This window comes from Achromobacter deleyi (genome assembly GCF_016127315.1).
Classification (GTDB): Bacteria; Pseudomonadota; Gammaproteobacteria; order Burkholderiales; family Burkholderiaceae_B; genus Achromobacter; species Achromobacter insuavis_A.
Genome location: NZ_CP065997.1, coordinates 3,330,106 through 3,348,395 on the forward strand (window position 1 = coordinate 3,330,106; position 18,290 = coordinate 3,348,395).

At 68.9% G+C, this 18,290-nt stretch carries 16 protein-coding genes; 7 read left to right on the forward strand and 9 right to left on the reverse strand.

What is annotated here, in order from left to right:
* Positions 1 to 223 precede the first annotated feature (223 nt).
* The gene (locus I6I07_RS15100; RefSeq protein ID WP_198487253.1) at positions 224 to 2,008 is read left to right on the forward strand and encodes a SulP family inorganic anion transporter; all 1,785 of its coding nucleotides are present in this window, start codon (positions 224 to 226) and stop codon (positions 2,006 to 2,008) included.
* Between the two features lie 7 nt (positions 2,009 to 2,015).
* Here the strand turns inward: I6I07_RS15100 and I6I07_RS15105 are convergent, their stop codons facing one another.
* The 6 genes from I6I07_RS15105 to I6I07_RS15130 form a co-directional block, all read right to left on the reverse strand.
* On the reverse strand, positions 2,016 to 2,777 hold the full coding sequence (locus tag I6I07_RS15105; RefSeq protein WP_198487254.1) for an ABC transporter ATP-binding protein: 762 nt from the start codon (positions 2,775 to 2,777) through the stop codon (positions 2,016 to 2,018).
* Positions 2,774 to 4,651 (reverse strand): ABC transporter permease, encoded by a 1,878-nt coding sequence (locus tag I6I07_RS15110; protein WP_198487255.1) that lies wholly within the window; start codon positions 4,649 to 4,651, stop codon positions 2,774 to 2,776. Before I6I07_RS15110 ends, I6I07_RS15105 begins: the two co-directional genes overlap by 4 nt.
* A complete protein-coding gene (locus tag I6I07_RS15115; protein WP_198487256.1) occupies positions 4,651 to 5,880 on the reverse strand; it encodes an ABC transporter substrate-binding protein in 1,230 nt (409 codons plus the stop codon). Before I6I07_RS15115 ends, I6I07_RS15110 begins: the two co-directional genes overlap by 1 nt.
* A 227-nt stretch (positions 5,881 to 6,107) precedes the next feature.
* The gene (gene rpmG, locus I6I07_RS15120) at positions 6,108 to 6,275 is read right to left on the reverse strand and encodes a 50S ribosomal protein L33 (protein ID WP_003810296.1); all 168 of its coding nucleotides are present in this window, start codon (positions 6,273 to 6,275) and stop codon (positions 6,108 to 6,110) included.
* Positions 6,276 to 6,312: 37 nt separating this feature from the next.
* The gene (rpmB, locus tag I6I07_RS15125; RefSeq protein ID WP_006390601.1) at positions 6,313 to 6,549 is read right to left on the reverse strand and encodes a 50S ribosomal protein L28; all 237 of its coding nucleotides are present in this window, start codon (positions 6,547 to 6,549) and stop codon (positions 6,313 to 6,315) included.
* A 475-nt stretch (positions 6,550 to 7,024) separates the two neighbouring features.
* The gene (locus I6I07_RS15130; RefSeq protein ID WP_198487540.1) at positions 7,025 to 8,173 is read right to left on the reverse strand and encodes a Bcr/CflA family multidrug efflux MFS transporter; all 1,149 of its coding nucleotides are present in this window, start codon (positions 8,171 to 8,173) and stop codon (positions 7,025 to 7,027) included.
* Between the two features lie 211 nt (positions 8,174 to 8,384).
* On the opposite strand from I6I07_RS15130, the gene I6I07_RS15135 reads away from it, so the two are divergent.
* The 6 genes from I6I07_RS15135 (at position 8,385) to I6I07_RS15160 (ending at position 15,075) form a co-directional block, all read left to right on the forward strand.
* Positions 8,385 to 9,656: a class I SAM-dependent methyltransferase gene (locus I6I07_RS15135; RefSeq protein WP_198487257.1), complete on the forward strand. Its 1,272-nt coding sequence runs from the start codon at positions 8,385 to 8,387 to the stop codon at positions 9,654 to 9,656.
* Between the two features lie 416 nt (positions 9,657 to 10,072).
* The gene (locus I6I07_RS15140; RefSeq protein WP_198487258.1) at positions 10,073 to 11,074 is read left to right on the forward strand and encodes an ABC transporter substrate-binding protein; all 1,002 of its coding nucleotides are present in this window, start codon (positions 10,073 to 10,075) and stop codon (positions 11,072 to 11,074) included.
* A 287-nt stretch (positions 11,075 to 11,361) separates the two neighbouring features.
* Positions 11,362 to 12,219: an ABC transporter permease gene (locus I6I07_RS15145; RefSeq protein ID WP_049072699.1), complete on the forward strand. Its 858-nt coding sequence runs from the start codon at positions 11,362 to 11,364 to the stop codon at positions 12,217 to 12,219.
* A complete protein-coding gene (locus I6I07_RS15150; RefSeq protein ID WP_198487259.1) occupies positions 12,216 to 13,511 on the forward strand; it encodes a quaternary amine ABC transporter ATP-binding protein in 1,296 nt (431 codons plus the stop codon). Before I6I07_RS15145 ends, I6I07_RS15150 begins: the two co-directional genes overlap by 4 nt.
* A gap of 156 nt (positions 13,512 to 13,667) precedes the next feature.
* Positions 13,668 to 14,042 (forward strand): tautomerase family protein, encoded by a 375-nt coding sequence (locus tag I6I07_RS15155; protein WP_006390595.1) that lies wholly within the window; start codon positions 13,668 to 13,670, stop codon positions 14,040 to 14,042.
* A gap of 13 nt (positions 14,043 to 14,055) precedes the next feature.
* A complete protein-coding gene (locus tag I6I07_RS15160; RefSeq protein WP_198487260.1) occupies positions 14,056 to 15,075 on the forward strand; it encodes a LacI family DNA-binding transcriptional regulator in 1,020 nt (339 codons plus the stop codon).
* Positions 15,076 to 15,096: 21 nt separating this feature from the next.
* Here the strand turns inward: I6I07_RS15160 and I6I07_RS15165 are convergent, their stop codons facing one another.
* Genes I6I07_RS15165 through I6I07_RS15175 form a run of 3 tightly spaced genes read right to left on the reverse strand, consistent with a single transcriptional unit; the run spans position 15,097 to position 18,287 of the window.
* Positions 15,097 to 16,008 (reverse strand): NAD-dependent epimerase/dehydratase family protein, encoded by a 912-nt coding sequence (locus I6I07_RS15165; RefSeq protein ID WP_198487261.1) that lies wholly within the window; start codon positions 16,006 to 16,008, stop codon positions 15,097 to 15,099.
* Positions 16,009 to 16,024: 16 nt separating this feature from the next.
* Positions 16,025 to 17,107 carry a lactonase family protein gene (locus I6I07_RS15170; RefSeq protein ID WP_198487262.1) on the reverse strand — a complete coding sequence of 361 codons (1,083 nt, stop codon included), beginning with the start codon at positions 17,105 to 17,107 and terminating at the stop codon, positions 16,025 to 16,027.
* Positions 17,100 to 18,287 (reverse strand): sugar ABC transporter permease, encoded by a 1,188-nt coding sequence (locus tag I6I07_RS15175; protein WP_198487263.1) that lies wholly within the window; start codon positions 18,285 to 18,287, stop codon positions 17,100 to 17,102. Before I6I07_RS15175 ends, I6I07_RS15170 begins: the two co-directional genes overlap by 8 nt.
* Positions 18,288 to 18,290 lie beyond the last annotated feature (3 nt).

Below are 18,290 nucleotides of genomic sequence, written 5' to 3' on the forward strand. Positions count from 1 at the left end.
CGCGCCGCTTTTAGTGTTAAACGGCCGCAGCCGGGGCAAGCCGCGCCGGGTTTCGACACGCCACGCCATGCACCGCAACGCATGCTTTCGCATGCCGTCCATGCCGGCCCGCCGACGGTGCGCGATATCATCGGCCTGCAGGGCGGCGTGGACATGCGCGAGCTGGAACGCAGGTTCCTGCGCTGAGCGCGCGGGAATACGGAAAAAACGGGGCAGGGGAGCGATGGCGGCGGGAAGCAAAGCGTGGTTGGCGCGCGTGTTTGGCGATTGGGTGCCGGAAGTCGGCCCCGCGACCCTGCGCGCGGACCTGGCGGCCGGGCTGCTCGGCGCCCTGCTGGTGCTGCCGCAGGGCGTGGCCTTCGCCACGCTCGCCGGGCTGCCGGCGCAATACGGCCTGTATTCGGCCATCGTGCCCTGTATCGTGGCGGCTTTGTTCGGCTCCAGCCGCCATGTCATGTCCGGCCCCACCAATGCCAATTCGCTGGCGCTGTTCGCGGTGCTGACGCCGCTGGCGGTGGCGGGCAGCCCGGGCTACATCGAGCTGGCGCTGGCGGTGACGGTGCTGGTCGGGCTGATGCAATGGCTGGTGGGCGCGCTGCGGCTGGGCTCGCTGGCGCACTTCATTTCGCCATCGGCGCTGTTCGGTTTCACCAGCGGCGCGGCCCTGCTGATCGCGGTGCATGCGCTCAAGGATGCGCTGGGCCTGCCGGCGCCGGATTCGCATGGCGCCGGCGCGTTGCTGGCCAGCCTGGCGGGCCATTGGGACCAACTGCAGGCGGGCGCGCTGCTGGTGACGGCCGTGACGATCGCCGCGGCCCTGCTGCTCAAGCGGCTGGACAAGCGCAAGCCCTACATGCTGGCCGGGCTGGTGGTTGGGGCGCTGGCCGCGGCGGCGTTCAATGCACTGGCGGCGCGCTTCGGCGCCGCGCCGGTGCCGCTGCTGGGCGACCTGGCGCAGCCGTGGCCGCCCTTCCACGTGCCCCGCATCGACTGGCGCGCCTTGCCCGATCTGCTCAGCCTGGCGTTCGCATTGACCATCGTGGCGCTGGCGCAATCGATTTCCATCGCCAAGGCGGTGGCGACGCGGTCGGGCCAGCGCATCGACGCCAACCGTGAATTCGTCGGGCAGGGCCTGTCCAACGTGGTCGGCGGCTTTTTTTCCTGTTATCTGTCCTGCGGCTCGCTCAACCGTTCCATTCCCAACTACGAGGCGGGCGCGAAGACGCCGCTGGCGGCGGTGTTCTCGGCATTGCTGCTGATGGCGTTGGTGGCGCTGAGCGGCCCCCTGCTGGCGCGGATTCCGCACGCGGCCATCGCGGGCCTGTTGCTGCTGGTGGCCTGGACCCTGCTGGACGTTCCGCGCTGGCGCCTGCTGATCCGTACCCAACCGGGCGAAAGCGCGATCGCCGCGGCCACGCTGGCGGCCACCGTGACCATTCGCATGGAGGTGGCGATCCTGCTGGGCACCGTGCTGTCGCTGATGGCGTACCTGCATCGCACCTCGCGGCCCGCGATGCGCACCATGGGCTTCGATTCGCGCGGGCTGGACCGTCGTTTCGTGGTGCTGGCGCAGCAGCCCGAGGCATTGCCGGAATGTCCCCAGCTCAAGCTGCTGCGCATGGAGGGATCGGTCTATTTCGGCGCCGCCGCGCACGTGGCGCAGCGCCTGCAGGAACTGCGCGCGGGCGCGGATGCGCCGCGCCATCTGCTGGTGATGGCCAAGAGCATGAATTTCATCGACCTGGCCGGCGCCCAGGTCTGGGAGGATGAGCTGGTGGCACGCCGCGCCATGGGCGGCGACCTCTATTTCCACCGGCCGCGCCCCGAGGTGCTGGCGATGTGGCGCCGCACCGGCTTCCTGGAGCGGCTGGGCGCGGACCATGTGTTCCCTGACAAGGCGACCGCGCTGCACGCCATCTACGCCAGGCTCGACCGGGGCATCTGCGCCGGTTGCCAGGCCAGGGTGTTCTGGGAATGCCAGCCGGACAGCCCGCAGGCCGGCCACTGAGCCGGCCTCAGCCAGGCGCGTCGGTGCCGAGGTAGGCGGCCTGGACGCGCGCGTCGGCCGCGATCCGGTCCGGCGGGCCTTCGGCCAGCAGGCTGCCGCGCACCAGCACGGCGATGCGGTCGGCATGCTTGAAGACCACGTCCAGGCTGTGCTCGGTGAACAGCACCGCCATGCGCTGGGTGTCGGCCAGTTCGCGCGTCAGGCGCATGAGCGCGTGGCGTTCGTTGGTGGCCATGCCGGCGGTGGGTTCGTCCATCAGCAGCAGCTTCGGCCGGTGCGCCAGCGCCATGGCCAGCTCGACCCGCTTGACGTTGCCGTAGGCCAGGGCGCCGCAGTGCGCGCCGGCCTGGGCGGCCATCCGCACCTGTTCCAGCAGCGCCATGGCTTCGTCGGCGCGGTGCGACGCGGCGCGGCGCCTGGGGCGCAGCAACAGGCGGTCGCGCGACAGCAGGGCCGTCTGCACGTTTTCCAGCACGGTCATCGAGCGGAAGGTGGCGGCGGTCTGGAAGGTGCGCCCGACGCCGAGGCGGCAGATCTTGAGCGCCGGCAGGCCCACCAGCTCGCGGCCGTCCAGGCGCACCGAGCCGGCATCGGGCCGCAACTGGCCGCCCAGCACGTTGAAGCAGGTGGACTTGCCGGCGCCGTTCGGGCCGATCAGCGCCAGCATGTGGCCGGCCTCCAGCTGGAACGAGACGTCCGCCAGCGCGTCGATGCCGCCGAATGATTTGCGCAGTCCCTGGACCCGCAGCAAGGCGTCGGCCGCGGTCATGCGCGCCTCCGCGTCCAGCGCGCGGCGGCGCCCGCCAGGCCCGCCGGAAACAGCATCACCAGCGCCAGGATGGCGAGCCCCAGCACCGCGTGCCAATAGTCCGTGCTGCGCGCGGCGGCGTCCTGCAGCCAGGTGTAGGCGGCCGCGCCGACCAGGGGGCCGGCCAGCGTCTGCAGGCCGCCCAGCAGCACCATCACCAGCCCGTCCACCGAGCGGCTCACGCCGAGCACGTCGGGAGCGATGCTGCCCTTGGAGAATGCGTACAGCGACCCGGCCAGGCCCGCGGCCAGCGACGCCGCCACGAAGCCGGCCCACTGGACGCGGCGCGTGTCCATGCCCAGCGCTTCGGCCCGCAGGGCCGAATCGCGCGCGCCGCGCAGCGCGTAGCCCAGCGGCGAGAACGCCAGGCGCCGCAGCCAGGCGATGCCGAGCGCGGACAGCGCCAGCGTCAGGTAGTAGAACCAGGGGCCCTGCGTCAGCCAGCGCGACGGCCACAGGCCGATCAGGCCGTTGCTGCCGCCGGTGACCTCGTCCCATTGATAGGCCAGCGCCCACAGGATCTGCGCCACCGCCAGCGTCAGCATCGCCAGGTACACGCCGGACAGGCGCACGCAGAACCAGCCGAACACCACCGCGCCGAGTCCGGCGGCCAGCGGGCCCAGCAGCAGGGCGGCTTCCATCGGCAGCGCCGCCAGTTTCAGCAGCAGCGCCGCGCCATAGGCGCCCAGGCCGAACCAGGCGGCGTGGCCGAAGGTGGTCATGCCCGCCAGGCCGGTCAGGAAATGCAGGCTGGCGGCGAACAGGGCGGCGATCAGCACTTCGGTCAGCAGGATGCCCAGATAGGGCCACTGCGCTGCCGCCAGCGGCGCCAGGACCAGCAGCGCCAGCAACGCGCCGTAGGCCAGCCGCAGGCGACGGCCGGCGGGGGCGATGGGGGCTTCGGCCGCCAGCGCATGCGAGGAGGGCGCCGGCGGCTGGCCCAACAGGCCCCACGGCCGCGCCACCAGCACGACCGCCATCACGGCGAATTCGGCCAGCAGGGTGAGCTTGGACAGGTTGAACAGCCAGGGGCCGATCTGCACCTGACCGAGGAAGACGAAGACGGCCTTGACGCAGCAGATCAGGACCGCCGCCAGGAAGGCGCCGGGAATCGAGCCCAGGCCGCCGACGACCACGACCACGAAGGCGCTGGCGATGATCTCCAGGTCGAGCCCGAGCGTGGCGGGCACCCGCGGCGCGGCCAGCGCGCCGCCGAGCCCGGCCAGGAACGCGCCCAGCGTGAAGGCCGAGGTGAACAGCCAGGCCTGGTTGACGCCGAGCGCGGCCAGCATGTCGCGGTTCTCGGCGGCGGCGCGCAGCAGGCGGCCCCAGCGGGTGCGCATCAGCAGCAGCCACAGCAGGCCCAGCACCACCGGGCCGGCCACGATCAGCAGCAGGTCATATTGGGGAAAGCGCCGGCCCAGGATCTCGACCGCGCCGGACAGGCCGGGGGCGCGGGCCGAGAACAGGTCTTCCGGGCCCCAGATCGCCAAGACGGCGTCGCCGATGATCAGCACCAGCGCGAACGTTGCCAACAGCTGGAACAGTTCCGGCGCGCGGTACAGCCGCTTGAGCACCAGCAGCTCGGCGGCGGCGCCGATCAGGCCGGTGGCGAGCGCCGCCAGCAGCAGCCCGGCCCAGTAGCCCGGGCCATCGCCGAAATACCGGGTGAAGCTCCAGGCCAGGTAGATCCCCAGCATGTAGAAGGAGCCGTGCGCGAAATTGACGACCCGCGTGACGCCGAAGATCAGCGACAGGCCGGCGGCCACCAGGAACAGCGCGCTGGCGTCCGCCAGGCCGTTGAGCAGCTGCGACAGCAGCCCGGACAGGCTCATCAGTGCGGGCGCATCTTGCGGACTTGTTCGTCCGGCGGTTGCAGGCGCGCGCCGTCGATGTAGGTGAAGTCCTTCATGATGCCCTTGCCGTCCTCGACCGCGGTGACGCCGATGTAGACGCCCATGGTCGATTGGTGGTCGATCTTGCGGTACTGGATCGGGCCGTAGGGCGTGTCCACTTTCAGTCCGGCGAAGGCGTCGACCAGTTTTTCGGTGTCGACCTCGCCAGCCGCCTTCAGGCCCTGGGCGATCGACATGAGCGAGGCGTAGCCGACCACCGAGCCGACCTTGGGCGTCTCGTTGTAGCGCTTGCGGTAGGCCTCGACGAAGGTCTTGTTGGCCGGGGTGTCGATGGCGTACCAGGGGTAGCCGGTGACGATCCATCCCGACGGCGTGTCGGCGCCCAGCGGCTCCAGGTATTCCGGCTCGCCGGACAGCACCGAGACCACGGCGCGGTTCTCGAACAGGCCGCGGGTGTTGCCCTCGCGCACGAAGCGCGTCAGGTCGGCGGCGAACAGCACGTTGAAGATGGCGTCCGGCTTGGCGTCGGACAGGGCCTGGACCACCGCGCCGGCGTCGACCTTGCCCAGCGGCACGGCCTGCTCGGCGACGAATTCGACGTCGGACTGGAACGACTTCATCATGGCCTTGAAGGTGGCCACGGCCGATTGCCCGTACTCGTAATTGGGGTAGACGATGGCCCAGCGCTTCTTGCGCAGCGCCAGCGCCTTGGGCGCCAGCGCGGCCACGTGCATCCAGGTGGATGGCCGCAGGCGGTACGTGTAGCGGTTGCCTTCCTGCCAGGTGATCTTGTCGGTCAGCGGCTCGGCGGCCAGGAAGAACACCTGCTGCTGCTTGGCGAAATCGGTCAGCGCCAGGCCGGTGTTGGACAGGAAGCCGCCGAACAGCAGGTCCACCTTTTCGCGCGCCAGCAGTTCCTGGGCGGCGCGCACCGAATCGCCGGGGTTGCCGTTGTCGTCGCGCGAGAACACCTCGAGCTTGCGGCCCAGCACGCCGCCGGACGCGTTGACTTCCTCCAGCGCCAGCTGCCAGCCCTTCTTGTACGGGCCGAGGAAGGCGGGAATCGCCTTGTAGCTGTTGATCTCGCCGATGCGGATCGGCGGTTCCTTGTCTTTGGTGTCTTTGGCGGACGCGACGGGAGTCAGCGCCAGGGCCAGGAGCGCGGGGGCGAGCGCGCGGCGCAGCAGGGTCAGGCAGGGACGGAGCATGGCGGGTATCGCTGGCAGGAAGGCCCGGCCAGAGCCGAGTCTTGTAATGGACGATTGCTGTTGCGGCCCAATTGAAGCATGCGCGGCGCCCGGGCGCCAAGAAAAACGGCGGGGACGGGCCCGCCGGTTTGTATCCCGCCAATGCAAAAGGCCCTGCGATGCAGGGCCCGTCAATGAAAAAGCCCTGCGAAAGCAGGGCCTTTGCGACTTTCCGGAGACCGGCTGAATTACTTCAGCTTGGTTTCCTTGTAGTCAACGTGCTTGCGAGCGACCGGATCAAACTTCTTGATCAGCATCTTCTCGGGCATGTTGCGCTTGTTCTTGGTGGTCGTGTAGAAATGACCCGTGCCGGCAGTCGACTCGAGCTTGATCTTTTCGCGGATACCTTTGGCCATGTCGTGCTCCTAGTATGTCAGATTGGCGGGGGGCCGATTAGGCCAGTTCGCCGCGGGCACGCATGTCGGCCAGCACGGCGTCGATGCCGTTCTTGTCGATCGTGCGGATGGCCTTGGCCGAGACGCGCAGACGCACCCAGCGGTTTTCGCTTTCAACCCAGAACCGGCGCGATTGCAGGTTGGGCAGGAAGCGACGCTTGGTCTTGTTGTTCGCGTGCGAAACGTTGTTGCCCACCATCGGGCCTTTGCCGGTCACTTGGCATACGCGTGCCATGGATGCACCTCATTTATTCTTGCGCATCGCCGGGGGGGTAGACAGGGTTTCAGCCGCCGGGCTATGAAATCAGAGGCTTGGATCGTCGTGGTCTTGCCACGAGGTCTTGCCATCTTGCCGGCCACCCAGTCTTAGTGGATGAGGGGAAATCTCGGGATTCCGCCCAGTGCTTATACCCGCTGCCTGCCATCCGCAAAAATGCGCTTGGGGGTCAGAGTGTTGAACTACAAAGCATAGTAGTCCAGCACGGGAAACTTCATGTGAAGACGTAGATTCTAATACGAAAAATCCAGGTAAATCAAGTGCTCGGGCGGCGGCGCGTGGAAAAGCGTGGCGTTCAAGCCGCGCCAGGCGCGTCGGGATGGCGCGCGTCGGCCCGATTTCGGCAGGCATTTTCCGCTGCCGGGCGAGGGCGGGCTTCCGTCCCCGTCCTGGCCGCCTTGCGTCCCTGCACGGCCGCCTCGCGTCCCGGCACTCAGGCCGGGTGCGATTGCGCCACGCGCCCCGACAGCCAGGACAGGCAGGCGCAGGTGGCCAGCGTGGTCGTCAGCGGCAGGGCGCTGTCGGTCTGCCAGGCGCTGACGGCGAAACCGGCCAGCGCGCCGCACGACAGTTGAAGCGTCCCCAATAGCGCCGAGGCCGCGCCCAGCCGCTTGCCCTGGTCGGACAGCGCCAGCGCCGCCGAGTTGGGATTCACGAAGCCCTGGCTGCCCATGTAGCAGATCAGGCAGGCCATCAGCAGCGGCAGCGTCATCCAGCCCACCAGGGTCAGCGCCACCGCCGCCAGGCTGGCGCAGGCCAGCGCAGTCAGGGCGCGGCGCTGCAGCTGGCGCGGGGTGTGGGTGCGCAGCAGGCGCGCGCTGATCTGCGAGCAGATGATGAGCGACAGCGCGTTGGTGCCGAACAGCAGGCCGTAATACTTGGGGTCGACGCCGTACAGTTCGATGAACACCCGCGGCGAGCCGATGATGTAGGCGAACATGCCGGCCTGGCCGAAGCCGCCGGCCAGGCTGTGCGCCATGAAGCCGCGGTGCGCGAACAGGGCGCGGTAGTTCTGCACGATGGTGTGCCAGCGCAGCGGCACCACCCGCTCGGGCGTCAGCGATTCCTTCATGATGAGCACGACCGCCGTCATCAGCATGGCGCCGCCGGCCAGCATCACCCAGAACAGGCTGCGCCAGCTGGCGATGCCCAGCAGTTGTCCGCCGGCCAGCGGCGCGAGGATCGGCGCCAGGCCCATGATCAGCATCAGCAGCGACATGGCGCGCGCCGCTTCGTGGGTTTCGTAGTGGTCGCGGATGACGGCGCGCGGAATCACGATGCCGGCCGCGCCGCCCATCGCCTGCACCACCCGCCAGCCGGTCAGCGCCTCGACCGAGCCGGCCAGGGCGCAGCCCAGCGACGCGATCATGAAGAGCGCCAGCCCCACCATCAGCGGCGGCTTGCGACCGTAGCGGTCGGCCATCGGGCCGTAGAACACCTGCGCCAGCGCCAGGCCGATCAGGTAGGCCGCCAGCGTGCGCTCGACGTCGCCGCGCGGCACGCCGAGGTTGACGGCGATCGTCGGGAACGCCGGCAGGTACATGTCGATGGCGAAAGGACCGATCGCCGTCAGGGCGCCCATGAGAATGAGCCAGCCCGGCAGCGCGCCGCGGGAAGAAAGGGTAGGGGGCATGTGGGCCGCGATGGGGATCGCGCAAGGGACAGGGTGCGTCGCGCTGCATTGCGCGTCTTGCACCAAGCCAATGACTTTATCACGCGCTGCCTTACACGCAAATTGCAAGGGATTTCCGATACAGTCTGTCCGTGTCCGTACGTATTCCAGAGGAGATGCTGTGAGTCCTTTGTTGTCTGTTGTGGAACGCAAGCTCCAGGCCTTGCCCGTCACTGTCCAGCTGGTGCTGCCCGATGGCACCGTGGTCGGGCCGCCGGATCCCAGGGTGCGGTTCGTGACGCACGACAAGACCGCGCTGGCCCACCTGGCCGAGGGCGCCGTCGGCGTGCTGGGGCAGGACTACGTCGAAGGCCGCATCGATATCGAAGGGTCGATGCGCGACGTGATGGCGGCGGCCGCGGCGCTGCTGCCGGGTTCGCCGGTGGACGCGGCGCGCGGCGGCTGGCTGACCGAGCTGGTGCGCAAGGTGATGTCGGTGTGGCGTCACTCGGTGGAGCGCGACGCCCGCCAGATCGAATTCCATTACGACCTGTCCGACGATTTCTACGCCCTGTGGCTGGATCCGCGCCGCGTCTATTCCTGCGCCTACTACCGCGAGCCGGGCATGGACCTGGCGCAGGCCCAGGAGGCCAAGCTGGACCACATCTGCCGCAAATTGCGGCTGCGGCCGGGCGAGCGCTTCCTCGACGTGGGCGCGGGCTGGGGCGGCTTGCTGCTGTGGGCCGCCGAGCACTACGGCGTGGACGCCACCGGCATCACGCTGTCGCGCAACCAGCATGCGCACGTCACCCGGCTGATCCAGGAAAAGGGCCTGGGCGACCGGGTGCGGGTGGAACTGCTGGACTATCGCAAGCTCGACGAGGCCGCGCCCTATGACAAGATCGCCTCGGTCGGCATGTTCGAGCACGTCGGCCGGGCCCAGCTGGAAGGCTATTTCGCCAAGCTGCGCCGGCTGCTCAGGCCGGGCGGGCTGATCATGAACCACGGCATCACCGCGGCCGGCGTCTACAACGCCGAGCTGGGCAGCGGCATGGGCGAATTCATCGAGAAGTACATCTTCCCCGGCGGCGAGCTGACCCACATCAGCGTCGTCATGGAGGCCATGACCAACGGCGGCCTGGAAGAGGTGGACGTCGAAAACCTGCGACCGCACTACGCCCGGACCCTGTGGGCCTGGAGCGACGCGCTCGAGGCCAATCTGGCCGAGGCCGCGCGCATCCTGGGCGGCGAGCAGGGCGAGCGTTCGCTGCGCGCCTATCGGCTCTATCTGGCCGGTTGCGCCATGGGCTTCGAGCACGGCTGGATCGCGCTGCACCAGATCGTGGGCCAACACCCGGCCACGGGGCGTCCCGACGAGCTCGACAATCCGCCCGACCTGGCCTATCCATGGCGGCGCGATTACATGTATCGGGACCCCGATCCGAAGGCTTGAAACCGGGTTTTTGGGCCCTAAAATGTATTTATAAGAACAAAATATTAACTATATGTATCTTTATTTTCGAGAGGCGATTCCCCAGGGGGAACCGGGGAATCGCCTCTTGGGAATAAGGGTTTTTCCCCACGGTTTTCGGCCTGAATGTATCTGATTCGTTCAGGCCTGGGGTTGGGTCATGCATTAATTTCGGTTAAGATGCTGGCTTCTTCTTTCAGTTTGTTCACTATCTGTGGGTTCTCGAAAACTCCGTTTTTGAGGCTCCTGTCTTGCAAGACCCCGCACCCTGCGGATCCTCTTGTTGCTAGTGTCGGTTTGTATTGGCGGTTCTGCCCGTCTTCCGCACAACCCCCTTAGCTCCATGGCACGGCCGGACCAGCGCCGCCGTGTCCCTGAACCTATGGAGGCAAAAGCCAATGCGTTTCACCCCCGTCAAGACCCTGGCCGCCGCGGCCGTCTTGTTTGCCTTCGCCGGATCGGCCCAAGCCGCCGATGCGCCGCAATGCGAACTCAAGCGTCCGATCAATTTCGGCGCCATGAACTGGGAATCCAACCTGGTCCTGGTCGATGTCGAACGTTTCATCATGGAAAAGGGCTACGGTTGCAAGACCGAAACCTTGCCCACCGAGACCTTGCCGGCCCTGGCCGCGCTCGAGCGCGGTGACCTGGATATCAATACCGAGATCTGGCTGAACAGCGTCGCCGACCCCTGGGAACGCGCCGAAAAGACCGGCCGCGTCAAGCGGATCGGCGATCTCTACATGGGCGGCGAGGCCTGGTACATCCCGCGCTACACCGCCGAGCGCCTGCCCGAACTGAAGTCCGCGGCCGACCTGCCGAAGTTCAAGGACCAGTTCAAGGACCCCGAGGAACCCGGCAAGGGCCGTTTCTACGGCTGCCCGGCGGGCTGGGGCTGCGAAGTCACCAGCACCAACCTGTTCCACGCCCTCAAGCTGGACGACACCTACACGCTGTACTCGCCGGGCACCGGTGCGGCGCAGAAGGCGGCCCTGATGTCGGCCTACAAGCGCAAGCAGAACGTGGTCTTCTACTACTGGTCGCCCACGCCGCTGGTTGGCGCCATGGACCTGGTCAAGCTCGAAATGCCGCCCTACGACGCCGACAAGCACAAGTGCCTGACGTCGCCCAAGTGCGCCAAGCCCGAGCCCAGCGCCTATCCCGACAATCCCGTCTTCACCGCGGTGAACACCAAGTTCTCGCAGGAAGCGCCGGTGCTGACCGAGTTCCTGTCGAAGGTCTCGGTGCCGCTGCCCGTGATGAACGAAACCCTGGCCCACATGGAAGAAACCGGCGACGAGTCCGGCGCCGTGGCCAAGTGGTTCCTGAAGACCAAGCCCGACGTCTGGACCAAGTGGGTCCCTGCCGACGTCGCCGGGCGCGTGCAAAGCGCGCTGTAACCCCCGCCGCCTTTCCGGCGGTGGTCCGTTCCGGTTGGCCGGGACGGACCATCGGGTTGGACTTTTTCCCCTTGGGATGACCCCAAGGGGAAAAAGCCCTCCGGCAGGCGGACTGCCCGCCATCGCGGGCAATGCGCGGGACGTCTTGTTCCCGCGCCGGACTGTAAGCGGTTTTCGCCCTTGCCGATGCCGGCCCCCCGCGAGGGGCGCCGGCCCGGCCACCGTACCGGATGCCGTGCTGGCGCACGGCCCGGCGCGTGGCGAACGCGCTGAAATGGAGTCAAAACATGTTCCCTGAAATCATTCCCGCCCGTCAGGTGCGGGGGGCCATCGACGGATTCGTCGATCACCTGGTCACCAATTACGCCGACACCCTGGAGACGCTGTCCCAGCCCGTGCTGCACGCCCTGGTGTGGCTGGAGCAGGTGCTGCGCAGCTCGCCGTGGTGGGCCGTGGTCGGCGTCACCATCGTCATCGCCTGGCTGGTCAGCCGCCGCATCGGCCTGAGCCTGGCCATGGGCGCGCTGCTGTGCGTCATCGGCGTGCTCGGCCTGTGGGACGCCGGCATGCAGACGCTGGCGCTGATGATCATGGCGGCCGGGCTGTCGGTCATCATCGGCATTCCCCTGGGCGTGCTGATGGCGCGCGTCAACTGGCTGCGTTCGATCATGCTGCCGGTGCTGGACGTGATGCAGACCATGCCCAGCTTCGTGTACCTGATTCCGGTCGTGATGCTGTTCGGCCTGGGCAAGATCCCGGCCATCATCGCCACCGTGATCTACGCCGTGCCGCCGCTGATCCGCCTGACCGACCTGGGCATCCGCCTGGTCGATCGCGAGGTGCTGGAAGCGTCGCGCGCCTTTGGCGCCAACCCGCGCCAGCAGCTGTTCGGCGTGCAGCTGCCGCTGGCCCTGCCCAACATCATGGCCGGCATCAACCAGACCACGATGATGGCGCTGTCGATGGTGGTGATCGCCTCCATGATCGGCGCGCGCGGCCTGGGGTATGAAGTGCTGCTCGGCATCAACCGCCTGGAAGTGGGCCGCGGCCTGCTGGCGGGCCTGGGCATCGTGGTGCTGGCCGTGCTGTTCGACCGGATCACGCAATCGTATGGACAGCGCATGCGCATGGGAGGCCAGCGATGAGCAAGATCGAAGTCAAGAACATCTACAAGATTTTCGGGCCGCATCCGAAGAAGTGGCTGCAAGCCGCGCAGGGCGGCATGAGCAAGGAAGCGCTGCTGGCCGAAAGCGGCCACACGCTGGGCCTGCGCGACATCAGCCTGTCGATCGAAGAGGGCAGCATCTACGTCATCATGGGCCTGTCGGGTTCCGGCAAGTCGACGCTGATCCGCCACTTCAACCGCCTGATCGAGCCGAGCGCCGGCCACATCCTGGTCGATGGCGTCGACGTGGTCAGCCTGAACAAGCGCGACCTGGAGACCTTCCGCCAGAAGAAGATGAGCATGGTGTTCCAGCGCTTCGGCCTGTTCCCGCACCGCACCGTGCTGGACAACGCCGCCTACGGCCTGGCCGTGCAGGGCGTTGGCCGCGCCGAGCGCGAGCAGCGCGCCCGCGAATGGCTGGAACAGGTCGGCCTGTCGGGCTTCGAGCAGCAGTATCCGCACCAGCTGTCGGGCGGCATGCAGCAGCGCGTCGGCCTGGCGCGGGCGCTGGCCACCGATGCCGAGATACTGCTGATGGACGAGGCCTTCTCGGCGCTCGACCCGCTGATCCGCCGCGAGATGCAGGACCAGCTGCTGCAACTGCAGTCCAAGCTCAACAAGACCATCGTCTTCATCACCCATGACCTGGACGAGGCGCTGCGCCTGGGCAACCGCATCGCCATCCTGAAGGACGGCGAACTGGTGCAGGAAGGCACGCCGGAAGACATCCTGCTGAACCCGGCCAACGATTACGTGCAGTCGTTCCTGCAGGACGTGAACCGCACCAAGGTGCTGAACGTGACCCACGCCGTGAACCCGGCGCGCCTGACGCTGACCATGCGTTCGCGTCCGGCCCATTCAGTCGATCGCATGCGCGCGCTGAACTACGAGTATGCGCCGGTGCTGGACGGCAAGCGCCTGGCCGGCGTGCTGACGCTGGTCGCGGCCGAGCAGGCCGTGCGCGAGGGCGGGCGCGACGTGTCGCGCTTCGTCGAGGATCTGGCCTCGGTGCCGGCCACGGCCGGCCTGGGCGAGGTGCTGGCGCAGCTGGTGCACAGCGACCAGCCGGTGGCGGTGACGGGCGAGAACGATGAGTTCATCGGCATGCTGTCGCGCAAGAAGGTGGTCGAACTGGTGACGCCGGTGCTGGCCGAGACGGCGCCTACGGACGAGTCCGGCATGTCCGCCGAGACGCCTGCGGAAGGCAGCCAGGCGGCGCAAGCCGAACTGCAGGGCCAGCCGCAACCCGCGCAGCGGGGCGAGGCGGCCTGACGTCCGGGTTGCCGTCAGGCGGACGGGCGGCGGCTGCCGCCCGTCATGGCGATCCGGTTCCGGCGCGGCCAGGCTTGCGCCCGGGGCCAGTCCGGATATGATGGCTGGCCGGCGCCGACTGCCGGCGAGCCACTATTCGGAATATCGGAATCCGTCATGCCAATCTTGAATGTCCAGATCATGCAGGGCCATTCGGCCGCCCAGAAGACCGCGTTGCTGAAGGCGGCCTCGCAGGCGGTCGTGGAAAGCATCGCCGCGCCGCTGTCCAGCGTGCGCATCGTGCTGCAGGAAATCCCCGCCGAACATGTGATCGTGGCGGGCGAGATCGGCAAGGCCATGGCGCGCGTCGACGCGGCGCTGATCGAGGGCCGTGACGAAGCGAAGAAGTCGGCGCTGATCGCGGCGCTGAACCAGGCCGTGTGCGCCAGCATCGGCATCTCGGGCGAGGACGTGCGGGTGCTGATCCGCGACGTGCCCAAGACCGACATGGGCGTGGCCAACGGCCTGAGCGCCAAGGCCGCGGGCCGCTGAGCGGGGCCCCGGCATGGCGACCGGCAAGGACAAGGGCTCCGTCACCGTCGATGACGTGGCGGCCGAAGCGGGCGTGTCGATCAAGACCGTCTCGCGGGTGCTGAACAACGAGCCGAACACCAGCGAGAAGACCCGCGCCAAGGTCATGGCGGCGATCGCCTTGCTGAGATATCAGCCCAATCCGTCGGCCCGCCGGCTGGCCAGCAAGCGCTCGGACCTGATCATGCTGGTCTACGACAATCCCAGCGACAACTACCTGATCAACATCCAGCACGGCGCGCTCGACGCCTGCAAGCGCTATTTCTACAGCCTGCTGCTGCATCCCTGCGACTACCGCGCGCCCGACCTGGCCGCGCAGATCGTGCAGGCGGCGCGGCAGCACGCCAGCGCCGGGCTGGTGCTGACACCGCCGTTGTCCGACGTGCGCGCGCTGATCGAGGCGCTGGACCACGGCGACGTGCCCTATGTGCGGCTGGCGCCGGGTTCGCCCAGTGCCCGGGGGCTGGAAGTCAGCACCGACGATCGTGCCGCGGCGCGCGACATGACCCGCTACCTGCTGGACCTGGGCCATCGCCGGATCGGCTTCGTGGCCGGCCATCCCGACCACGGCGCGGTGGGCGAGCGCCTGCACGGCTACCGCGACGCGCTGGCGGAGCAGGGCGTGGCCTACGACCCCACGCTGGTGGAGCAGGGCCTGCATTCGTTCGACTCGGGGGGGCAGTGCGGCCAGCGCCTGCTCGACCGCGCGCAGCGGCCAACCGCGATCTTCGCGGCCAACGACGACATGGCGGCGGGCGTGCTGTACACGGCGCACGCGCGCGGCCTCAAGGTGCCGCAGGAATTGTCGGTGGCGGGCTACGACGACACGCCGCTGTCGCGCCAGACCTGGCCCAAGCTGACCACGTTGCGCCAGCCGATCCGCGAGATGGCCTACGCGGCGGTCGAGCAGTTGGCCTCGCGCGAACCGCAGGCGCGGGTGCGCACGCTCGGCTACGAGCTGGTGGTGCGGGATTCGACCCGCCCGCCCGGCTGAGCGCGGCGCGCGCGCCGGCGGTCAGCGCAGGCGCTTCTGCACGTCATCCTGCGGCGCATAGCCGATGCTGTCGCGGGCGTCGGCCACGTTCCACGCGCTGCCCTGGTTGGCCGACACGCCATTCACGGTGACGCTGCCGTCCTGCCAGCCCGACGCATCCGCCGTCAGCGTGGCGAGCAACAGCCGTTCGAAATCCCCATTGGACAGCCACATGTTGTGGAACCACGCCAGCGCGCGGCGGGCGGGCTCGTCCAGCGATGCGGGCGCCGGCGCGCGCTGGTGCGCCACGCCGGAATAGGTCATGTCGCGCGGATCGTTGTCGTCCGGCAGGATCCAGCCGATACGCGCGATCACGGTGGACAGCTTGCCCTGCGTGACGGCGGAATAGGCGCGGCACAGCCGCTCGCCCATCACCTTCGAGGTGCCGTAGGCCAGCGAATGCACCTCGCGTTCGCCGTCGAACCAGCGGGTGCCGGGCGCGGGCTCGGTGCGCGCGGTGAGCTTGCCCGGCCCGATCGTGGCGGCCAGCGGCAAGTCCTTGTAGCCGCCCATGGCGTGGTTGGACGACGAGAACACCAGCCGGCGCACGCCCTGCGTGGCGGCGGCGGTCAGCACGTTCAGCGTCATGTCGTAGGAGCCCAGCGCCTCTTCCCAGCTGGCGTCGGGCGTCGAGTGGCGCGCCGCCAGGTGCAGCACAGCGTCCGCCCCGGCGAAGTGGCGGGTCCAGTCGGGATCGGGCCGTTGCAGGTCGGCCGCCACCAGGGTCAGGCGGTCGCGCAGCTCGGGGCTGAAGACGCTGGCGTCCGCGTGCAGGTCGATGCCGACCAGGTGCTCGCACCAGGGCTGGCGCGCCAGGATGGCCAGGGCCTTGCGGCCGAGCTGGCCGGTGGCGCCGGTAACGATGATGCGGGCGGGGGGCAGGGGAGTGGTCACGTTGGATGCTTCCGGTTCAAGGCAGGGGGCACAGGCAGGCGGGCGAGCGCAGCGGGTAGGGGGCGCCGTGCGACTGCGCCAGGCCGGTGGCCGGATCGATGCGCACGGCGCGAAGGAGGTGGTCGTCCTGCGCGGCCAGCAGCAGGAATTCGCCATCGGGCGTGAAGGCGATGTCGCGCGGCGTGCGGCCGCCGACGGCGATGAAGCCGAGCGGTTCGAGCCACGGCGCCGCGTGGTGCAGCCGGTAGACCGCGACGCTGTCGTGGCCGCGGTTGGCGGCATACAGCAGGTCGCCGCGCGGATGCAGGCGCAGCGCCGACGTGGTGTTGGCGCCCCGCCAATCGGGCGGCAGGGTGCTGGCGCGGGCCAGGGCGTCGCCGGCGCCGTCCAGCGCGTACAGCGCCAGGGTGTTGGACAGTTCTTCCACCACCGCCGCCAGCGTGTCGCCGGCCGCCAGCACGAGATGGCGCGGTCCGGCGCCGGGCGGCGTGCGCCATTGGCGCATCGGCTCGGGGTCCAGGCCGTCGGGCAGGACGCGATGGCAGGCGATCGTGTCGGTGCCCAGGTCGCACAGGTAGACCCGCGTGCCATCGGCGCCGGGCGCCGCGTAGTGCACGTGCGGCCCTTCCTGGCGGTCCGCGCGCGGGCCGGCGCCGCGCCGCGTGATGACCTGGGGCGCGGCGCGCGGCAGGCCCTCGGCGTCGAGGGCGTAGCACAGCAGTTCGCCGGAGCCGTAGTTCGACACGTATAGGTGCCGCGCCGCCAGGTTGACGCTGACGTGGCAGGGGGCGGCGCCGGGCACGGCGACGCGCCCGATGGGGCGCAGGGCCGACGCGCCGTCCTCGATCGCGAAGACTTCCAGCGTCGCGTCCCGCTCCTGTTCGCTGACGCTGTAGAGGCGGCCGGCCGCCACGCACAGGTAGGAGGGGTTGACCGGGCCGGACAGCACCTGGCGTTGCCGGAACGATGCCGTCGCGCCGTCGAACGCGAGCAGGTGGATGCCCTGGCCGCGGCCCTGCACGTGGGGCAGGATTTCCGTATAGGTGCCGATGGCGAGCACGCAGCTGCCGGGTGCGGAAGAGGGTGTGTCGTTATGCACGTTCGGGCCTCGTCGCGACGTCGATCCACACCGCCAGCACCAGCACGGCGCCCTTGACGATCATCTGCCAGGAAGTGTCCACGTTCATCTGCTGCATGCCGTTGTCCAGGCTGGCCATGACCAGCGCGCCGATCAGCGCGCCGTACACGGTGCCGGAGCCGCCGCGCATCGAGGTGCCGCCGATGAAGCAGGCGGCGATGGCGTCGAGTTCGCCGCCCACGCCGGCGGATGGCGAGCCGGCCGCCGAGCGCGCGGTGGTGACGATGCCGGCGAAGGCGCACATCAGCCCCATCAGCATGAACACCATCAGCTTGACGCGCTGGACGTTGACGCCGGACAGGCGGCTGGCCTCGACGTTGCCGCCGACCGCGTAGACGTGGCGGCCGAACACCGTCTGGGTGGCGATCCATGAGAACACGCCCAGCAGCGCCAGCAGGATCAGCACCGGCAGCGGCACGCCGTTGGCCCGGTTCAGCACCAGCACGAAGCCGGCGGCGGTGGCGGCGATGGCGCCGATGCGCAGGGCATCGAGCCAGCGCGGCGTCACGGCCAGCCCCAGCCGGCGGTGGCGGCGACGCCGCGCCAGCGTCAGGCCGCAGGCCAGCGCGATGATCAGCGCCGCCAGCAGCCAGGACAGGGCCGGCGGCACGAAGGCCTGGGCGATGGCGCCCAGGTCGTCGGGCACCGGGGCGATGGTGACGCTGTCGGTGCTCAACTGCAGCAGGCCGCGGTAGGCCAGCATGCCGCCCAGGCCGACGATGAAGGAGGGCACCCGCAGCCGGGTCGTGAGGCAGCCGTTGACCAGTCCAAGCGCGGCGCCGGCGGCCAGCACCACGGCGACCGAGAGCCAGGTGTTCCAGCCCAGGTTGACCGTCAGGATGGCGACCAGGCCGCCGAGCAGCCCGAGCAGCGAGCCCACCGACAGGTCGATTTCACCGGCGATGATGACCAGCACCATGCCGCAGGCCAGCATGCCGGTGACCGACATTTGCAGCAACAGGTTGGAAATGCTGTTGGGGCGCAGGAAGCTGCCGTGCGTCTGGTGCCAGAAGAACAGCCAGATCAGGGCGAGCGCCAGCAGCATGGCCAGCAGTTTGTGGCGCGCGAACAGCTGCCGCAACGGCGGGTGGCCGCTGCGCGGGCGCGGTTCGGAGGAAGAGGAAGCGAGCATCTGGGTCATGGC